Here is a 15,960-nt window from a genome sequence, read left to right on the forward strand (position 1 = left end):
CATTTCATAAAAATGGGAATTTTAGGTGACCCCCTGGCCGGGAGCGCGCTGGCGCCTTTGCGCCTGGTCAAAGGAACGCCACGCCACGTCCCCGGCGACCTGCCCCGCGGCAGCGCCGTCGCGCAAAGGCAGATGCGGGCGGCCGCGGCATGGGGCCGGTCCGGGCGTGGACAGCGCTGGGTATGATTCCAAGGGTTTCCCCCAAGATCTGCCCCTGGCGCTCCGTTCGCCCTGACCGACCTGATGACCATTGCCTTTGCCGACATCGCCAGCGTCCAGACGCTGCCCCAACTGCTCGCCTACCGCGCAGCCCGCACCCCCGACGGTGAGGCCTACCGCGCGTTCGACGCCGCCGCGCAGGCCTGGGTCGGCCTGAGCTGGGCGCAGGCCGCGCAGCGCGTGGCGCAGTGGACCCGCGCGTTCGCGGCCATGCAGTTGCCCGCTGGCGCACGCGTGGCCATCTTGCTGCCCAATGGCCTGGAGGCCCTGTGCGCCGACCAGGCCACGCTGGCCGCCGCCTGCGTGCCGGTGCCGCTGCACGCCATCGACAATCCCGGCAGCATTGCCTACATCCTGGCCGACAGCGAGGCCTCCATGCTCTTCGTGGACCAGGCTGCACAGTGGGAGGCGATCCGCGCGACCGGCGTGCCGCTTCCGGCCCTGCGCGCCGTGGTGGTGGTGGCGGATGCGCACACGCCCCTGGAGTCCGCAGAAGCATCCGCCGATGCACCGGCGCTGGGTTCGCTCGCACAGTGGCTGGCGGGCGCCTCGGCGGGCAGTGCGCCGGCGGCGCCACCGGGGCCGGAGGACCTTGCGGCCATCGTCTACACCTCGGGCACGACGGGCAAGCCCAAGGGCGTGATGCTGACGCACGCCAATGTGCTCAGCGACGTGAAAGCCGTGCTCGAGCGCATTGCGCCCACCCCCGACGACGTATTTCTGTCGTTCCTGCCGCTTTCGCACACCTTTGAGCGCACGGGAGGCTACTACCTGCCGATGGCGGCGGGCAGCTGCGTGGCCTATGCGCGGTCGGTGGGGCAACTGGCCGAGGATCTGCAGACCGTGCGCCCCACCGTGCTGGTGTCCGTGCCCCGCATCTATGAGCGCATGCACGCCAAGCTGCTGGAAACGCTGTCGCCCTCGCCGTGGAAGATGCAGCTGTTCGAGGCCGCGCAGGACCAGGGCTGGCGCCGCTTTTGCGCGGCGCAGGGCCTGCCGGTGCCCGCGCGCAGCCGCGCCGGCGGCTGGATGGTCGCCCTGCCCTGGCCGCTGCTGCATGCGCTGGTGGCCCAACCCGTTCTGGCCCGGTTCGGCGGCCGGGTGCGCGTGGCCGTGAGCGGCGGCGCACCGCTGTCGCCCACCATTGCGCACTGTTTTCTGGGCCTGGGCCTGCCGCTGGTGCAGGGCTATGGCATGACCGAAACATCGCCGGTGGTGTCGGTCAATGGCCTGGACGACAACGACCCGACCACCGTGGGCCGCGCGCTGCCTGGCGTGGAGGTGCGCATCGGCAACCACCGCGAACTGCAGGTACGCGGCCCCGTCGTGATGCGCGGCTACTGGAGGCGTCCCGAGGACACAGCGCGCGTCCTGGGTGCCGACGGCTGGCTCGGCACGGGCGACCAGGCCGAGATCGTGCAAGGCCGCATCCGCATCCTGGGCCGCATCAAGGAAATCATCGTCACCTCCACCGGCGAGAAGGTGCCCCCGGGCGACCTGGAGTTGGCGCTGCTGGCCGACCCGCTGCTCGAGCAGGCGTTCGTCGTCGGTGAGAACCGGCCGTTCATCGCCTGCGTGGCCGTGCTGGCGCGCGACGAATGGCAACGCCTGGCCGTCGACCTGGGGCTCGACGCGCACGACCCGGCGAGCCTGAACAGCCCCGCCGTACAGCGGGCCGTGCTCGCGCGCATCGAAAAGAACACGTCCGGTTTTCCGCGCTACGCCGTGCCGCGCGCGGTGCACCTCACGCTCACGCCGTGGACGGTGGAAAACACCTTCATGACGCCGACGCTCAAACTCAAGCGCACCAACCTGGCCGCGCATTTCGCGGACGCCATCGAGGCCATGTACACCAGGCCGGGCGGGCGCTGAGCGCGCCCTCAGGCGGGCCGGGCCGCCTCTCCCGCGCCCTGCGCCTGGGGCGCATACGCCGTGCCAAAGCGGTTGCCCAGAAAGTCCGCCAGCGCCACCTGCTCCTGGCCGATGAATCCCGCCTGCGGCAGGCGGCCGTGCACCACCAGGTCCAGGGCCGCGCAAATGCCGGCCGCCGTGGTGCGCTGGATGGCACTGAGGGCCATGCCGTCGACCTGGGTGCCGACGATGTGGGCCGAATAGGCATGCTCCACCAGGCGCCCGCCGCTGAGGCCCGAAGCGCTGGCAAACACCACGACCACGTCCTGCTCGGTGGTGGGGATGGCGGCTTCCAAAATGTCCTTGAGCAGGTCGCGCCGTTCGCGCAGGCGCAGGTCGTTGAGCAGCAGCCGGAGGATCGCGCAGTGGCCAGGGTAGCGGATTGACTTGTAGTCGACCTGGCGCGCCCGGCCGGCCAGCGTCTCGGTCAGCGTGCCCAGCCCGCCCGAGGTGTTGAAGGCCTCGTACTCGACCCCGTCGAGGGCAAAGGTTTCCAGGCCGCCGAGTGCCGGCACGAAGGTCGGCGCGCCGCCCACGATCGCCTCGCAGGGGTTGCAGTATTCGTTGATCAGGCCCTCGGTGCTCCACGTCAGGTTGTAGCGCAGGGCGCCCTGCGGGTAGCGCGGCAGCGCGCCCACGCGCATTCGCAGATCGTGCAGCGCGTCGAAGCGGCGCGCGAGGTCGTGGCCGACGATGCCGATGAAGCCCGGCGCCAGGCCGCACTGCGGCATCAGCACACTGCGCGCCGTGCGGCCGAGCGCGCGGATGGCCTGCGTGCTGGCCACGTCCTCGGTCAGGTCAAAATAGTGCACTCCCGCGTGCGCGCACAGCGTGGCCACGCCCACCGCGCGGTGGAAGGGCAGCGCGTTGAGCACGGCAAAGCAGCCCTGGATGGCGGCCTGCACGCTGGCGTCGTCGTGCACCACGGCCGTGGCCAGACCGATGGGGCGCAGCGCTGCCAGGCTGGCGGCGTCGCGGTCGGCCACCAGAAGGTCATAGTCGCCCGTGCGCTGCAGCAGCAGGGCCATCGCGCGGCCGATGCGGCCGGCGCCCAGAATGGCGACGGTGGGGCGGGTGGTGGTCATGGCGGTCTCCTTCGGTCGTCCTGGCGGAGCCCGGCAACAAGCCGGTGCGTGCTCCTATGCTAGGCGGCTGTGCTGTCAATGTGTAGCGGACAAAACGTCGATTCCACGGGATATATTCGCCGTTTCGACGAAACCAAGGGTCCTTGCCATGGAACCACCCCTCGACCGCACCGACCAGCAACTGCTGAGCCTGTTGCAGGCCAACGCGCGCGAGAGCACCGCCACGCTGGCCCGGCGACTGGGCTTGGCGCGCACCACCGTCGTCGCGCGCATTGCGCGGCTGGAGCGCGAGGGCGTGGTCGCTGGCTACGGCGTGCGCCTGGGCCGGCGCATGGACAGCGCCACCGTGCGCGCCTGGTGCAGCCTCAGCGTGCTGCCCCAAACGGCGCCGGCCGTGCTGCGCGCCCTGGCCGAGATGCCCGAGGTCGAGGAAGTCTCGGCCGTGAGCGGGCAGTTCGACTACCTGGTCTTCTTGCGCTGCGCGACGCACGAACAGCTTGATGCCCTGCTCGACCGCATTGGCCAGGTCGACGGTGTGCACCAGACCCAGACCAGCATCGTGCTCAGCCGCAAGATCGACCGGCGCAGCCTGTCGGGCTGAAAACCACCTATTTTGATAGCTGTCAGCGCAATACCAGAAAGCGCTGGATGCCAATATGACCGTTTATGAACGCACGCGGTGCAGCAGCCCTGTCCTGGTGGGAAGCAGACGCCCCATTGCCCTGATCCCAATTTGGGACTAAACTCTTCCTCCATGCGAGTGATTGCCGTCTCCGCGCTGCGCGACTGCTGGGCGCAGCACCCCGATGCCGAGCAACCGCTCAAGGCCTGGTATGCCGAAGCGACCAAGGCCCTGTGGGAACAGCCCCGCCCACATCAAGGCCCAGTACCGCAACGCCAGCTTTGTGGGCAACAACCGCGTGGTCTTCAACATCAAGGGCAACGACTACCGGCTGGTGGTGGCCATTGCCTACCGGCTGCAGGTGGCCTACATCAAGTTTGTCGGCACCCACAGGGAATACGACGCCATAGACGCCGTCACCGTCGAAATGGGCTGACAGCCCTTAGAGAGGTACAGACCATGGAAATCCGCCCTATCCACACCGAAGCAGACTACAAGGCCACGCTCAAGGAAGTGTCGGCATTGGTGGATCTCGACCCCGCCAGTGGCACACCCGAAGGCGATCGGCTCGACGTGCTGTCCACCCTGGTGCAAGCCTGGGAGACGCGCCACCTGCCCATCGAAGCGCCCGACCCCATCGAGGCCATCAAATTCCGCATGGAGCAGGAAGGCCTGGAAGCCAAGGACCTGGAGCCCTACATCGGCCAGCGCAACCGCGTGTACGAAGTGCTCAACCGCAAGCGCGCGCTCTCGGTGGGCATGATTCGCAGGCTGCACCAGGGTCTGGGCATTCCCGCCGAGGTGCTGATTGCCGAACCACGGCAGGCCTGAGCCCCCTGAAAACTCATTTTTGATAGCTGCCAGCGCAATGCCATCAAGCGCTGGAGGCCGATGGGGCTAAAAACCCAGGCCGCCTGTCGCTTTGGGGTGCAGTGGGATAATCGCCCCATGTCCGACGCCGCTTCCGCGCCCACCTCCCTCCCGATCCCCCCGCACAGCCCCTGGCGCATGTCCGTTGCGCCGATGATGGACTGGACCGACAAGCACTGCCGCTACCTGCACCGGCTGCTGAGCCGCCGCACCCTGCTCTACACCGAGATGGTGAACAGCGGCGCCATCGTCTATGGCGACGCCGCACGGCACCTGCGCTTCAACGCCGAAGAGCACCCGGTGGCCCTGCAGCTTGGGGGCAGCGAGCCGGCCGATCTGGCGCGCAGCGCGAAGCTGGGCGAACAGTGGGGCTACAGCGAAATCAACCTCAACTGCGGCTGCCCCAGCGAGCGCGTGCAGCGCGGCGCGTTTGGCGCCTGCCTGATGAATGAGCCACAGCTGGTGGCCGACTGCGTCAAGGCGATGGCCGACGCGGTGGCGGTGCCCGTCACCGTCAAGCACCGCATCGGCATCGACAAGAGCGAAAGCTACGGCTTTGTGCGCGATTTCATCGGCACCGTGGCCGAGGCGGGCTGCAACACCTTCATCGTGCACGCGCGCAACGCCTGGCTCAAGGGCCTGTCGCCCAAGGAGAACCGCGAAATTCCGCCGCTGCGCTACGGTGTGGTGGCGCAGCTGAAACAAGACTTTCCGCACCTGACCATCGCCATCAACGGCGGCCTGTCCACCGACGCCGCCGTGCTCGGGCAGCTGGCCCAGGTCGATGGCGTGATGGTGGGCCGCGAGGCCTACCACAACCCGTGGTGGCTGGCGCGCTGGGACGAGGTGTTCTACGGCGATGCGCCGAGCCAGCTGACGCGCGAGGGCATCGAGGCCACCATGGTCGATTACATGGCACGCGAGGCCGCGGCCCACGGCACCCCCTGGGCGACCATCGCGCGCCACATGCTCGGACTGCGCCATGGCCTGCCGGGCGCGCGCCGTTGGCGCCAGGTCTGGAGCGACCACCGCCTCAAGGCCCTGCCGCCGCACGAGGTCATGGCGCTGGCCCACGCCGGGCCGCCCCCTTCGCTGGCGGCGTGAACAGCGCTCCGGGTCAGTCGCTGGCGCCGAGCCGGCGCTGCAGCCACGGCTGCAGCGGGCCCGGGCGCTCGAACCAATAGCCCTGGAGGAATTCGCAGCCGTTGGCGGTCAGGAAGTCGGCCTGCGCACGCGTCTCCACCCCTTCGGCCACCACGCGCAGCTTCAGGTGGCGGGCCACCGACAAAATGCTCTGCACGATGGCCGTGCCGTTCGGGTCGTCCGGCGTGTCCTGCACAAAGCCCTTGTCGATCTTGAGCTCGAACAGCGGCAGCTTCTTCAGGTAGGCCAGGCTGGAGTAGCCGGTGCCAAAGTCGTCGATGGAAAAGCGGATGCCCAGTTGCACCAGTTCGGCCATGCGCGCGCTGGTGTCCTGCCAGTTGTCGATGAACAGGCTTTCGGTCACTTCCAGGATCAGCTGCGAGGCCGGTGCACCGGTGCGCGCGATCATGCCGCGGACGCGCTCGACAAAGTCGTCCTGGCGGAACTGGCGCGTGCTCACGTTGACCGACAGCAGCAAGGTGCTGCCCACCGCGTGCAGCTGTGCTAGCGCCTCGCAGGCCTGCAGCAGCACCCAGTCGCCCAAACGCAGGATGAGGCCCGATTCCTCCGCCACGGCGATGAAACGGTCGGGCGGCACGCTGCCGCGCTGTGGATGGTTCCAGCGCAGCAACAGCTCGCCGCCGACGACGCGGCCGCTGGCATCGACCTGGGACTGCACATGCACCACCAGCTCATTGCGCGCCATCGCGCTCTTGAGGTCCTGCTCGAGTGCAAGGCTTTCCTGCGCATTCAGCAGCATGGCGGGCTCGTAAAAGGCAATGCGGTTGCGGCCATGCGCCTTGGCCCGGTACATGGCGGTGTCGGCCTCGCGCAGCAGGTCCTCGACCCCTGCACAGTTCCTTGGAAACAGCGTGATGCCGATGCTGGCGCTGCTGTCGTAGACGTGGCCGTTGACGCGGTGCGGTGCTTCCAGCACGGCGCGCACCCGCTCGGCCATCTGCTGCGCGGCGGCCGTGCCGGCCGCCAGGTCTGGCGCCAACCGCGACACCAGCACCACGAACTCATCGCCCCCCAGGCGCGCCACCGTGGCATCGGCGCCCTGCAGACGCTGCAGACGCTGCAGGCGCTGGGCCACCTGCACCAGCAGCACATCGCCCACCGAATGCCCACGGGCGTCGTTGATCTGCTTGAAATTGTCCAGGTCCACGAACAGCAGCGCCCCAACCTCGCCCGAGGCCTGGTGCGCCGCCAGCGCAGCGTGCGTGCGGTCGAGCAGCAGGCGACGGTTGGGCAAGCCCGTCAGCGCGTCGTAGTAGGCCAGCCGGTGGGTGTGGGCCTGGGCCTGCTTGCGCTCGGTGATATCGCGCGACAGCGCAATGAAACGCGGCGCCAGCGAGCCCGTTCCGCCCTCCTTGCGCGCCACTGAAAGCTCGAACCAGTGGGACTCCCCGGCCAGCTCCAGTTCGTATTCCTGCCCGCGCGAGAGCCCGTGGGCATGGGCCTGCTGCAGCGCCGCCATGCAGCTTGCCGCCGCGCCGGGCGTGAGGATCTCCGTGAACCGCTTGCCCAGCAGGGCCTCGGGCGGTGCCACCAGCAGGTCCGTGCGTGCCGAGCGGACATGGTGGATGACCCCTTGCAGGTCCACCTCGAACAATAGATCGGGGACGGCGCTCAGGGTGCTTTCCAGGTCGTCGCGCGTGCTGCGCAGCTCCTGGGTCATGCCGCGCGCCAGTGCCAGCGCGCGCTCACGCCCGGTCGCCAGCAGCCAGGCGAGCCAGCCCAGCACCAGGCTGCCACCTACGCCCATGGTGGCGAACCACGCGTCCGCGGGCGGGTGGTAGTGCTCGAAACCGGCCAACGGGTGCATGCGCAGCGTCCAGTGGCGGCCCCCGAGCGCTATGCGGCGCGTGGCCTGCAGGTCGCTATCCGCGTCCGAGACGGCCGTTGCGGTGCTGTAGAGCAGCGCCTGCGGCGCCGCGGTGTCGCCGTCGTAGATCTCCAGGCCGATGTCGGTGTCCAGCTCCCGGGCCAATCCCTGCAGCACGCTGCGCATCCGAAACTGCGCCGCCACCCAGCCCACCAGGCTGTCGCGCCGCCCCTGCAGCGAGTCCGGTGGCTCCTGTTTGCCATAGAGAGGCAGGTACATGACGAGCGCTGGGGCCCGCCCGCGGCCTTCGTTCTGCACCAGGTCGAGCTTGCCCGTCAGGGCCAGTTGGCCGCTGTCGCGCGCCAGTTCCAGCGCCGCGCGGGACCCGGGCACCGTGGCCGCGTCAAACCCCAGCGCCTTCAGGTTGTCGCCCGCAAAGGGCTCGATGTGCGTGATCGCCGCATAGTGGGCGCGCGGCCCCTGCGGCCAGATGCTGTAGGCCGCAAACCCCTTTTTTCGCATGGCTTCGGCGTGCAACGGCACGTCGGTGCTCTTCACCCACAGCAACAGCGAGACCCCCTGCAGGCCGGGCCTTTTCTCCTCCAACTGGAGGGCGTCGATGTAGGCGCGGAATTCATCGCGCTCGATGCTTTCCGAGCCGTCGAAATACCCCTTGACCCCGCGCAGCACCAGCTCATAGGCATCCATGCGGTCCTTGAGGTTGTAGGCGATGCGATCGGCCGCCATCTCGAAGGCATGCCTTTGCTTCTCGGCTTCCTGCGTTTCACGCGCATGCGAGTACAGGTAGACGAGCCCCAGCATCACCAGCACCAGCAGCGGCGCAAACAGCATCGGCAGATGCCAGCGCAGGACGCTGCCCTGTGCGCGCTCGCGGGAAGGCAATGGCGGTAGATGCATCAAGGTGGACAAAATCCTGGTGGCGGGTCGGGTCGGCTTTCGGAGCGAAATGCCGGCGCAAGAACGCGCCCATTATCTGTGCACATTCTTGACCCAAGTCAAGACAGCGCTCTGGCACGCTGCGCGCGCAAGGCGCCGCCCTCGTGCGCGCGGTTTGCGCGAAAATCGCACGCCATGCCTTCTCTTGATTTCGACCTGGAAAAATCGCGCTTTCACGCGTTCTATGGGCAGAACCTGCCGTTGCTGAAAAACGCGCTGGAATCGTTTATCGCATTGCTGACGGACCTGGTGGCGCCGTCGGCCGCCATGGACGTGACCAAGATCGAAGGCCGCATCAAGGACGCCGACGAATGCGTGCGCAAGTTCTCGCGCAAGTACCGTGCGGCGCTCGAAGACAGCGGCACGCCCTACGAGATCCGGCCCTACATTACCGACCTGATCGGCCTGCGCGTGGTCTGCCTGTATGAGGACGAGCTCGAGAAGGTGGCGTACGCCGTGAAATCGCAGTTCGAAGTGATCGAGGTCACCGACAAGGTCAGCGCTGTTGAGGGCACCGAAAGTGCCTTTGGCTACAAGGGCCTGCACCTGGACCTGCGCCTGGACGCGGCGCACCGGGCGCTGCCCAGCCACGCGCTGCTGGCGCCGTTCGCGTTCGAGTTGCAGATCCGCACCATCATCCAGGACTCCTGGAGCGTGCTGGACCACAAGATCAAGTACAAGAAAGCAATTCCCGGCCCGCTCAAGCGCCGCATCAACGTGCTGGCGGCGCTGTTCGAGCTGGCCGACCGCGAATTCCGGCAGATCCGCGACGCCACCGAGGCAGAACTGCGCCTGGCCCCCGACGAAACCGTGGCGCAGGACAGCCCCCATGCGACAAGCACTCCGCCCGGAGGCCAGGATTCCGCCCCCGGCAGCGGACTCAATGCCTTCACCTTCCTGAAGATCGCCACCCACTTCTTCAAGGACTTCGAATTCGAGCCGCACAAGGTCGACATGTTCGTCGACGACATCCACACCTGGTCGCCCGACATCACGCGCGCGCGCTTCAACAGCCTGCTGCGCCAGACCATCGGCATCGTCAAACGCTACAAGCAGCACCACGAAGAGCAGCACCCTTCATCGCAGCTCAACCCCTACACCGTGATCCGCCACTGCCTGTACCTCGGCAACAAGGAGGTCTACGCGCGTGCGCTGCGCAAGGCCTCGCGCGATGCGTTCGACGCCTGGCTGGCCACGGCCGACTGAAGAGTCGTCGGCGCATTTATCTCATGAAAATGGGCTTTTGCCCAATCCACACAAGCGCTGACCGCTATGGATTTTGATGGAGCCTCGTTAGGCACGCAGGGGCGCCATGGACCGCTTGACCGTGTCGCAGAGGTGACTCCGTCTGGGTGATTTCACGCCACCCCGGCTCAACCAAACACTGTTATATTGCACTGCAACAATCCCAAATTCCGCCATGCTCTACGCCCTTTATGAAACCCAGCGCTCCTTCATGGAGCCCTTTGCCGACTTTGCCCTGGCCACGGCCAAGTTCTACAGCAGTCCCACGTCGCTGCTCGGCAAAAGCCCGATGGCGCAGCGCATTGCAGCGGGCTACGAGCTGGCCTACCGCCTGGCCAAAGACTATGAAAAGCCTGCCTTCGGCATCCCCTCGGTGGAAGTCGACGGTGTCGGCGTGGCCATCCACGAGCGCGTGGAAATCGACAAGCCTTTTTGCGAGCTGCGCCGCTTCAAGCGTTTCTCGGACGACCCGGCGACGCTGACCAAGCTCAAGGGCCAGCCCGTGGTGCTGGTGGTGGCGCCGCTGTCGGGCCACTACGCCACGCTGCTGCGCGACACGGTGCGCACCATGCTCAAGGACCACAAGGTCTACATCACCGACTGGAAGAACGCGCGCCTGGTCCCGCTGTCCGAGGGTGCCTTCCACCTCGACGACTACGTCAACTACGTGCAGGAATTCATCCGCCACTTGCAGGGCGCCTATGGCAACTGCCACGTGGTCAGCGTGTGCCAGCCCACGGTGCCGGTGATGGCTGCGGTGTCGCTGATGGCCAGCCGCGGCGAGCCCACGCCGCTGTCCATGACCATGATGGGTGGCCCGATCGACGCGCGCCGCTCGCCCACCGAGGTGAACGACCTGGCCGTCAACCGCAGCTACGAGTGGTTTGAAAACAATGTGATCTATCCCGTGCCCCGCAAGTTTGCGGGCGCGGGCCGGCGCGTCTACCCCGGCTTTCTGCAGTACTCGGGTTTCGTGGCCATGAACCCCGATCGCCACGCCACCAGCCACTACGACTATTTCAAGAACCTGGTCAAGGGCGACGATGCCAGCGCCGAAGCGCACCGCCGCTTCTACGATGAATACAACGCCGTGCTCGACATGGATGCGGACTATTACCTGGAAACCATCCACACGGTGTTCCAGGAGTACAAGCTCGTCAACGGCACCTGGGACGTGCGCTCGCCCGACGGCGAGCTCGAGCGCGTGCGCCCCCAGGACATCCGCACCACCGCACTGTTCACGGTCGAGGGCGAACTCGACGACATCTCAGGCTCGGGCCAGACCCACGCGGCCCATGGCCTGTGCACGGGGCTGGACAGCACCCAGATGCGCCACCTCGAGGCCAAGGGCGCAGGCCACTACGGCATCTTCAGCGGCCGGCGCTGGCGCGAGGTGGTGTACCCCCAGGTCCGCCAGTTCATCCTCGACCACGCCACCCCACGGCAGCCCGCGGCAAGCAGCACCGCTCCCACCGGCGCGGCCGAGCCGGCGCCGGCCCAGGCAGAGACGGTGCAAACCCCTTTGCTGGCCGGCGTAACCGCCGCGCCGCCCGCGCTGCCGCAGCGCGGGCCCCGCATGGCGCGCAAGGGCTGAAAACGCGGTGCCAGCCGAGCCTTCCGCCCTGTCGGCCCTGGCCGCCCGCCTCGATGCGGCCTTGCCGCAGACGCAGTGCACGCGCTGCGGTTACCCCGATTGCGCCGGCTATGCCCAGGCCATCGCACGCGCAGAAGCCGGCATCGACCAATGCCCCCCCGGTGGCGCCGAGGGCATAGCCCGGCTGGCGGCCCTCACGGGCCAGGCGCTGCGGCCGCTCAATCCTGCGCATGGCAGCGAAGGCCCGCGCACCCTGGCCGTGATCGATGAGGACTGGTGCATCGGCTGCACGCTGTGCATCAAGGCCTGCCCCACCGATGCCATCGTCGGCGCCAACAAGCTCATGCACACCGTGATCGCCGCGCACTGCACGGGCTGCGAACTGTGCATTCCGGTGTGCCCTGTCGACTGCATTGCGCTCGACAACGCCAGCGGCGAGGCGACCGGCTGGGCCGCATGGTCGCCAGCGCAGGCCACGCATGCACGCCAGCGCTATGCACTGCGCCGGCAGCGGCTGGCCGGCGAGGGGCAGGCCCCTGACACGCCACCCGCGGTGGACGACAAGAAAGCCGCAATCGCAGCAGCGCTGGCGCGCGCGCGCGCCCAGCGCGCGCACTGAACCCCTTCCCGCGCCGGGCTTCGCTTCCCTTCCCAAGAAGCCTCCCATGCACGAACGGGGGCGCCGCGGCGCTCAGCCGCGCGCAGCCAGCGTCTTGTACACACCGCAGCCCAGGTAGCACTGGTCCAGCTGCAGCACGTACGACATCTTGGTCTGTACCGTGTCGCTCGCGGGGTTGTGGATGTCGTATTCCACCCAGCCCGGCGCCCGTTCGGCCTGCGCGATGATGTCCTGCACCAGTTGCTCTCCTGCGATGCCCGGAATGTCCTGCACGCGCGTGCCGACCTTGGCCGGGTTGCCACCGAACGCGCGGTAGGTGCCGTCGCGGTCGAGTGCGAACACGTACATGTCGCGGTCGTGCCAAGGCTGGGCGGGGTCTGTCAGCGTGCGCAGGAACTGCCCGGGCGGCGTTCTGCCGTGCATCGCGGCGGCGCGCTCGACCAGCGCCACGGCTTCGTCGGCGGTGCCCTGCTGCAGCCGAAAACTGGACACTGCCCGGGACAGGGTCGAGGCCCGGTTCTCCAGCGCCACGGCCTGCCCCACCGCGTGCTCGACCATCCGCGCGTTGTGCTGCGTGATCTGGTCGAGCTGGCGCACGGCCGTGGTGATCTCCTGCAGGCCGTTGCTCTGCTCCGCACCGGACGTCGAAATTTCAGACATGTTGGCCGCCACGCTGCGGATCCCGCCCGCCATCGCGGCGATGCCCTCGCCGGCCGAGCGGATCAGCGCGGCACTGGCCTCCACCTGCGCCACCGAGGTGCCGATGAGTGTGCGGATCTCGCGCGCTGCCTCGGCCGAGCGGCCCGCCAGCGTGCGCACCTCCGCCGCCACCACCGCAAAGCCGCGGCCCTGTTCGCCCGCGCGCGCGGCCTCCACCGCAGCATTGAGCGCCAGGATGTTGGTCTGGAAGGCGATGGCGTCGATCACGCCAATGATCTCGCCCATGCGGCGCGCCCCCTGCTGGATGGCCTCGACCGACTGCACGGCATGCGCCATGGCCTGCACGCCCTCGTCGGCGGCCTGTCGCACCTGGCGGGCGCGCTGGTCGGCGGCGCGGGCGGTCTGGGCATTGGTGTGCACGGTGGCCGACAGCTGCTCGACGCTGGCCGCCGTTTGCTCCAGGTTGGCCGCTTGCTGCTCGGTGCGCTCCGCCAGCGCCCGGTTGTCCACTGCCAGGCTCTGCCCGGCATGCGCCACCAGCGCGGCATTGCTGCGGATGTCTGCCACCATGGCAGACAGTGTGAGCACCATGCGGTCGAGCAGCCGGGCCAGTGCCGACAGCTCGTCGCGGCCCCGCACCGGCACGCGGGCACAGAGGTCGCCTTCCGTCGTCTGTTCCATGGCCGCGGCCAGATCGCCCAGATCGCCTGCGAGGCTCGCATACAAGGCGGCCACCGCGTACAGCCCGGCCACCGCGCAGCCCGCCAGCACGCCCCAGACCACCGCATTCGAGGCGCCCAGGCCGGGCAAGGCCGCCACCGCCACCAGGGCCGCACTCCACGCCGCTGCCAGCGTCAAGAGTTTGGCGGGCAGGCGCAGGCGGCGCATGCACCACACACCGGGTCGCAGGAAGGCTACATCAAACATGGGGCGAGTCTCCATTTCATTGTTCTGGGGAATGCAGGCGCTCCCAGAGGCACCTCGACGGGCCCATGGTCGTTACATTTTCTTGCACTAAACTGACGGACAGGCGGACACACGGCGTCCAGCCACAACGGCGCCAGGGCTGGGTTTCAGGGCGGGAAGAAGCGCGCACGCTGCACTGGGCGCCCGGGCGCATCCCCGATAATGGCGCCCCATGAACCCCCTGCTCTCCCACCTGCAGCCCTACCCTTTTGAGCGGCTGCGACAGCTTTTCGCGGGCGTCACCCCGCCCGCCCACCTGAGCGCCATCAGCCTGGGCATGGGCGAACCGCGCCACGCGACGCCGGCTTTCATCCAGGGAGCGCTGACCGCAGGCCTGGGCGGCCTCGCCAGCTACCCGGCCACGGCGGGCGAGCCGCGCCTGCGCGAAGCCTTCACGGGCTGGCTCGGCCGCCGCTACGGCCTGGCGCTCGATCCGGCCACGCAGGTGCTGCCCGTGAACGGTTCGCGCGAGGCGCTGTTTGCCTTTGCACAGACGGTGCTCGACCCCACGCAGGGCACGCCCGTGGTGGTCTGCCCGAACCCGTTCTACCAAATCTACGAAGGTGCGGCCCTGCTCGCGGGCGCCACGCCGTACTTCGCGCCCAGCGATCCCGAGCGCAACTTCGCGGTGGACTGGGACAGCGTGCCCGACTCCGTGTGGCAGCGCACGCAGCTGCTGTTTGTCTGTTCGCCGGGCAATCCCACCGGTGCCGTGATGCCCCTGGCCGAGTGGGAAAAGCTTTTTGCCCTGTCGGACCGCCACGGTTTCGTGATCGCCTCCGACGAGTGCTACAGCGAAATCTACTTCCGCGACGAGCCGCCGCTGGGCGGCCTGGAAGCCGCCGCCCGGCTGGGCCGCAGCGATTTCAAGAACCTGGTGTCGTTCACCAGCCTGTCCAAGCGCAGCAACGTGCCCGGCCTGCGCAGCGGCTTTGTCGCGGGCGACGCTGCGCTGATGAAGGCCTTCTTGCTCTACCGCACCTACCACGGCAGCGCCATGGGTCCGGCCGTGCAGGCCGCCAGCGTGGCGGCCTGGGGCGATGAGGCGCATGTGGCCGACAACCGCGCGCAGTACCGGCGCAAGTTCGCCGAAGTCACGCCCATCCTGGCACGCGTGATGGACGTGCGCCTGCCCGACGCAGGTTTCTACCTGTGGGGGCAGGTGCCGCAGCAGCTCGGCCTCAGCGACACCGAGTTCGCGCGCGGGTTGCTGGCTCAATACAATGTCACCGTGCTGCCCGGCAGCTATCTGGCGCGCGAGGTGGCCGGCGCCAACCCCGGTGCGCAGCGCGTGCGCATGGCCCTGGTGGCCGAAACCGAAGAATGCGTGCAGGCCGCGCAGCGCATTGCCCAATTCATCCAAACCCGTTCCACCTGATCACATGACCCACCACCTGCAAAGCACCATCGACGCCGCATGGGACAAGCGTGCCAGCCTCACGCCCAGCACCGCTCCCCAGGACGTGCTGGAGGCCGTTGAACACGTCATCGCCGAACTCAACAGCGGCAAGCTGCGCGTGGCCACGCGCGAGGGCGTGGGCCGGTGGACGGTGCACCAGTGGGTCAAGAAGGCCGTGCTGCTGTCGTTCCGCCTCAAGGACAACGCCGTCATCAAGGCCGGTGAACTGGGCTTCTACGACAAGGTGCAGACCAAGTTCGCCCACCTCTCGGCCGAGGAAATGGCCGCCACCGGCGTGCGCGTAGTGCCGCCCGCCGTCGCGCGGCGCGGCAGCTACATCGCCAAGGGCGCCATCCTGATGCCGTCCTACGTCAACATCGGCGCCTATGTCGACGAGGGCACCATGGTCGACACCTGGGCCACCGTGGGCTCGTGCGCGCAGGTGGGCAAGAACGTGCACCTCTCGGGCGGCGTGGGCCTGGGCGGCGTGCTCGAACCCTTGCAGGCCAACCCGACCATCATCGAGGACAACTGCTTCATCGGCGCGCGCTCCGAGATCGTCGAGGGCGTGATCGTCGAAGAGAACTCCGTCATCAGCATGGGCGTGTACATCGGCCAGAGCACGCCCATCTACGACCGTGCCACGGGCGAGATCAGCTACGGCCGCGTGCCCTCGGGCTCGGTGGTCATCAGCGGCAGCCTGCCCAAGGACGGCGGCCGCTACAGCCTGTATGCCGCCATCATCGTCAAGCGCGTCGATGCGCAAACCCGCGCCAAGACCAGCCTCAACGACCTGCTGCGCGACTGACGCGCGGGTCCATCCGGCGCCGGAACGCACCCAC

The 15,960-nt window shown here is 68.2% G+C and carries 12 protein-coding genes and 1 pseudogene; 10 read left to right on the forward strand and 3 right to left on the reverse strand.

The genetic code is table 11. The annotated features are described in order from the left end of the window. Positions 1 to 243 precede the first annotated feature (243 nt). Positions 244 to 2,091 (forward strand): long-chain fatty acid--CoA ligase, encoded by a 1,848-nt coding sequence (locus B2J86_RS00755; RefSeq protein WP_173024485.1) that lies wholly within the window; start codon positions 244 to 246, stop codon positions 2,089 to 2,091. 8 nt (positions 2,092 to 2,099) lie between these two features. On the opposite strand, the gene B2J86_RS00760 is transcribed toward B2J86_RS00755, so the two are convergent. Continuing rightward, positions 2,100 to 3,215, reverse strand: coding sequence for a saccharopine dehydrogenase family protein (locus tag B2J86_RS00760; protein WP_173024486.1), 1,116 nt, complete (start codon positions 3,213 to 3,215; stop codon positions 2,100 to 2,102). A 148-nt stretch (positions 3,216 to 3,363) separates the two neighbouring features. Between B2J86_RS00760 and B2J86_RS00765 the strand changes: the two genes are divergently transcribed. From B2J86_RS00765 to dusA, 4 genes and pseudogenes are all read left to right on the forward strand, one after another. Beyond that, complete coding sequence (locus B2J86_RS00765; RefSeq protein WP_169633108.1) at positions 3,364 to 3,816, forward strand: Lrp/AsnC family transcriptional regulator; 453 nt, start codon at positions 3,364 to 3,366, stop codon at positions 3,814 to 3,816. Positions 3,817 to 3,969: 153 nt separating this feature from the next. After that, positions 3,970 to 4,273: pseudogene (locus B2J86_RS00770) on the forward strand (type II toxin-antitoxin system HigB family toxin). Positions 4,274 to 4,296: 23 nt separating this feature from the next. Continuing rightward, a complete protein-coding gene (locus B2J86_RS00775; protein WP_169168975.1) occupies positions 4,297 to 4,668 on the forward strand; it encodes a type II toxin-antitoxin system HigA family antitoxin in 372 nt (123 codons plus the stop codon). 117 nt (positions 4,669 to 4,785) lie between these two features. Further along, on the forward strand, positions 4,786 to 5,811 hold the full coding sequence (gene dusA, locus B2J86_RS00780) for a tRNA dihydrouridine(20/20a) synthase DusA (protein WP_169168974.1): 1,026 nt from the start codon (positions 4,786 to 4,788) through the stop codon (positions 5,809 to 5,811). Positions 5,812 to 5,824: 13 nt separating this feature from the next. On the opposite strand, the gene B2J86_RS00785 is transcribed toward dusA, so the two are convergent. Continuing rightward, positions 5,825 to 8,596: an EAL domain-containing protein gene (locus B2J86_RS00785; RefSeq protein ID WP_254067939.1), complete on the reverse strand. Its 2,772-nt coding sequence runs from the start codon at positions 8,594 to 8,596 to the stop codon at positions 5,825 to 5,827. 174 nt (positions 8,597 to 8,770) lie between these two features. Here B2J86_RS00785 and B2J86_RS00790 point away from each other — a divergent pair, with 174 nt between their 5' ends. The 3 genes from B2J86_RS00790 (at position 8,771) to B2J86_RS00800 (ending at position 12,093) form a co-directional block, all read left to right on the forward strand. Then, positions 8,771 to 9,841, forward strand: coding sequence for a GTP pyrophosphokinase family protein (locus B2J86_RS00790; protein ID WP_173024487.1), 1,071 nt, complete (start codon positions 8,771 to 8,773; stop codon positions 9,839 to 9,841). Positions 9,842 to 10,055: 214 nt separating this feature from the next. Then, positions 10,056 to 11,474 carry a polyhydroxyalkanoate depolymerase gene (locus B2J86_RS00795; protein WP_173024488.1) on the forward strand — a complete coding sequence of 473 codons (1,419 nt, stop codon included), beginning with the start codon at positions 10,056 to 10,058 and terminating at the stop codon, positions 11,472 to 11,474. Between the two features lie 7 nt (positions 11,475 to 11,481). Beyond that, positions 11,482 to 12,093, forward strand: coding sequence for an RnfABCDGE type electron transport complex subunit B (locus B2J86_RS00800; protein WP_173024489.1), 612 nt, complete (start codon positions 11,482 to 11,484; stop codon positions 12,091 to 12,093). Between the two features lie 72 nt (positions 12,094 to 12,165). Here the strand turns inward: B2J86_RS00800 and B2J86_RS00805 are convergent, their stop codons facing one another. Next, positions 12,166 to 13,680 carry a methyl-accepting chemotaxis protein gene (locus tag B2J86_RS00805; protein ID WP_169633111.1) on the reverse strand — a complete coding sequence of 505 codons (1,515 nt, stop codon included), beginning with the start codon at positions 13,678 to 13,680 and terminating at the stop codon, positions 12,166 to 12,168. A gap of 211 nt (positions 13,681 to 13,891) precedes the next feature. On the opposite strand from B2J86_RS00805, the gene dapC reads away from it, so the two are divergent. Both dapC and dapD read left to right on the forward strand, forming a co-directional pair. Beyond that, positions 13,892 to 15,097 carry a succinyldiaminopimelate transaminase gene (gene dapC / locus B2J86_RS00810; protein WP_169633112.1) on the forward strand — a complete coding sequence of 402 codons (1,206 nt, stop codon included), beginning with the start codon at positions 13,892 to 13,894 and terminating at the stop codon, positions 15,095 to 15,097. A gap of 4 nt (positions 15,098 to 15,101) precedes the next feature. Next, entirely contained in the window at positions 15,102 to 15,926 is an 825-nt protein-coding gene (gene dapD, locus B2J86_RS00815) for a 2,3,4,5-tetrahydropyridine-2,6-dicarboxylate N-succinyltransferase (protein ID WP_169633113.1), read from the forward strand. The last annotated feature ends 34 nt before the right edge of the window (positions 15,927 to 15,960 follow it).

It is taken from the genome of Acidovorax sp. SRB_14 (assembly GCF_012932145.1).
Lineage (GTDB): Bacteria > Pseudomonadota > Gammaproteobacteria > Burkholderiales > Burkholderiaceae_C > Simplicispira.

Excerpts from the sequence above, each read along its gene's own strand:
- B2J86_RS00755 (WP_173024485.1), top strand. The coding sequence starts at position 244 with ATGACCATTGCCTTTGCCGACATCGCCAGCGTCCAGACGCTGCCCCAA.
- B2J86_RS00760 (WP_173024486.1), bottom strand. The coding sequence starts at position 3,215 with ATGACCACCACCCGCCCCACCGTCGCCATTCTGGGCGCCGGCCGCATC.
- B2J86_RS00765 (WP_169633108.1), top strand. The coding sequence starts at position 3,364 with ATGGAACCACCCCTCGACCGCACCGACCAGCAACTGCTGAGCCTGTTG.
- B2J86_RS00775 (WP_169168975.1), top strand. The coding sequence starts at position 4,297 with ATGGAAATCCGCCCTATCCACACCGAAGCAGACTACAAGGCCACGCTC.
- dusA (WP_169168974.1), top strand. The coding sequence starts at position 4,786 with ATGTCCGACGCCGCTTCCGCGCCCACCTCCCTCCCGATCCCCCCGCAC.
- B2J86_RS00785 (WP_254067939.1), bottom strand. The coding sequence starts at position 8,596 with ATGCATCTACCGCCATTGCCTTCCCGCGAGCGCGCACAGGGCAGCGTC.
- B2J86_RS00790 (WP_173024487.1), top strand. The coding sequence starts at position 8,771 with ATGCCTTCTCTTGATTTCGACCTGGAAAAATCGCGCTTTCACGCGTTC.
- B2J86_RS00795 (WP_173024488.1), top strand. The coding sequence starts at position 10,056 with ATGCTCTACGCCCTTTATGAAACCCAGCGCTCCTTCATGGAGCCCTTT.
- B2J86_RS00805 (WP_169633111.1), bottom strand. The coding sequence starts at position 13,680 with ATGTTTGATGTAGCCTTCCTGCGACCCGGTGTGTGGTGCATGCGCCGC.
- dapC (WP_169633112.1), top strand. The coding sequence starts at position 13,892 with ATGAACCCCCTGCTCTCCCACCTGCAGCCCTACCCTTTTGAGCGGCTG.
- dapD (WP_169633113.1), top strand. The coding sequence starts at position 15,102 with ATGACCCACCACCTGCAAAGCACCATCGACGCCGCATGGGACAAGCGT.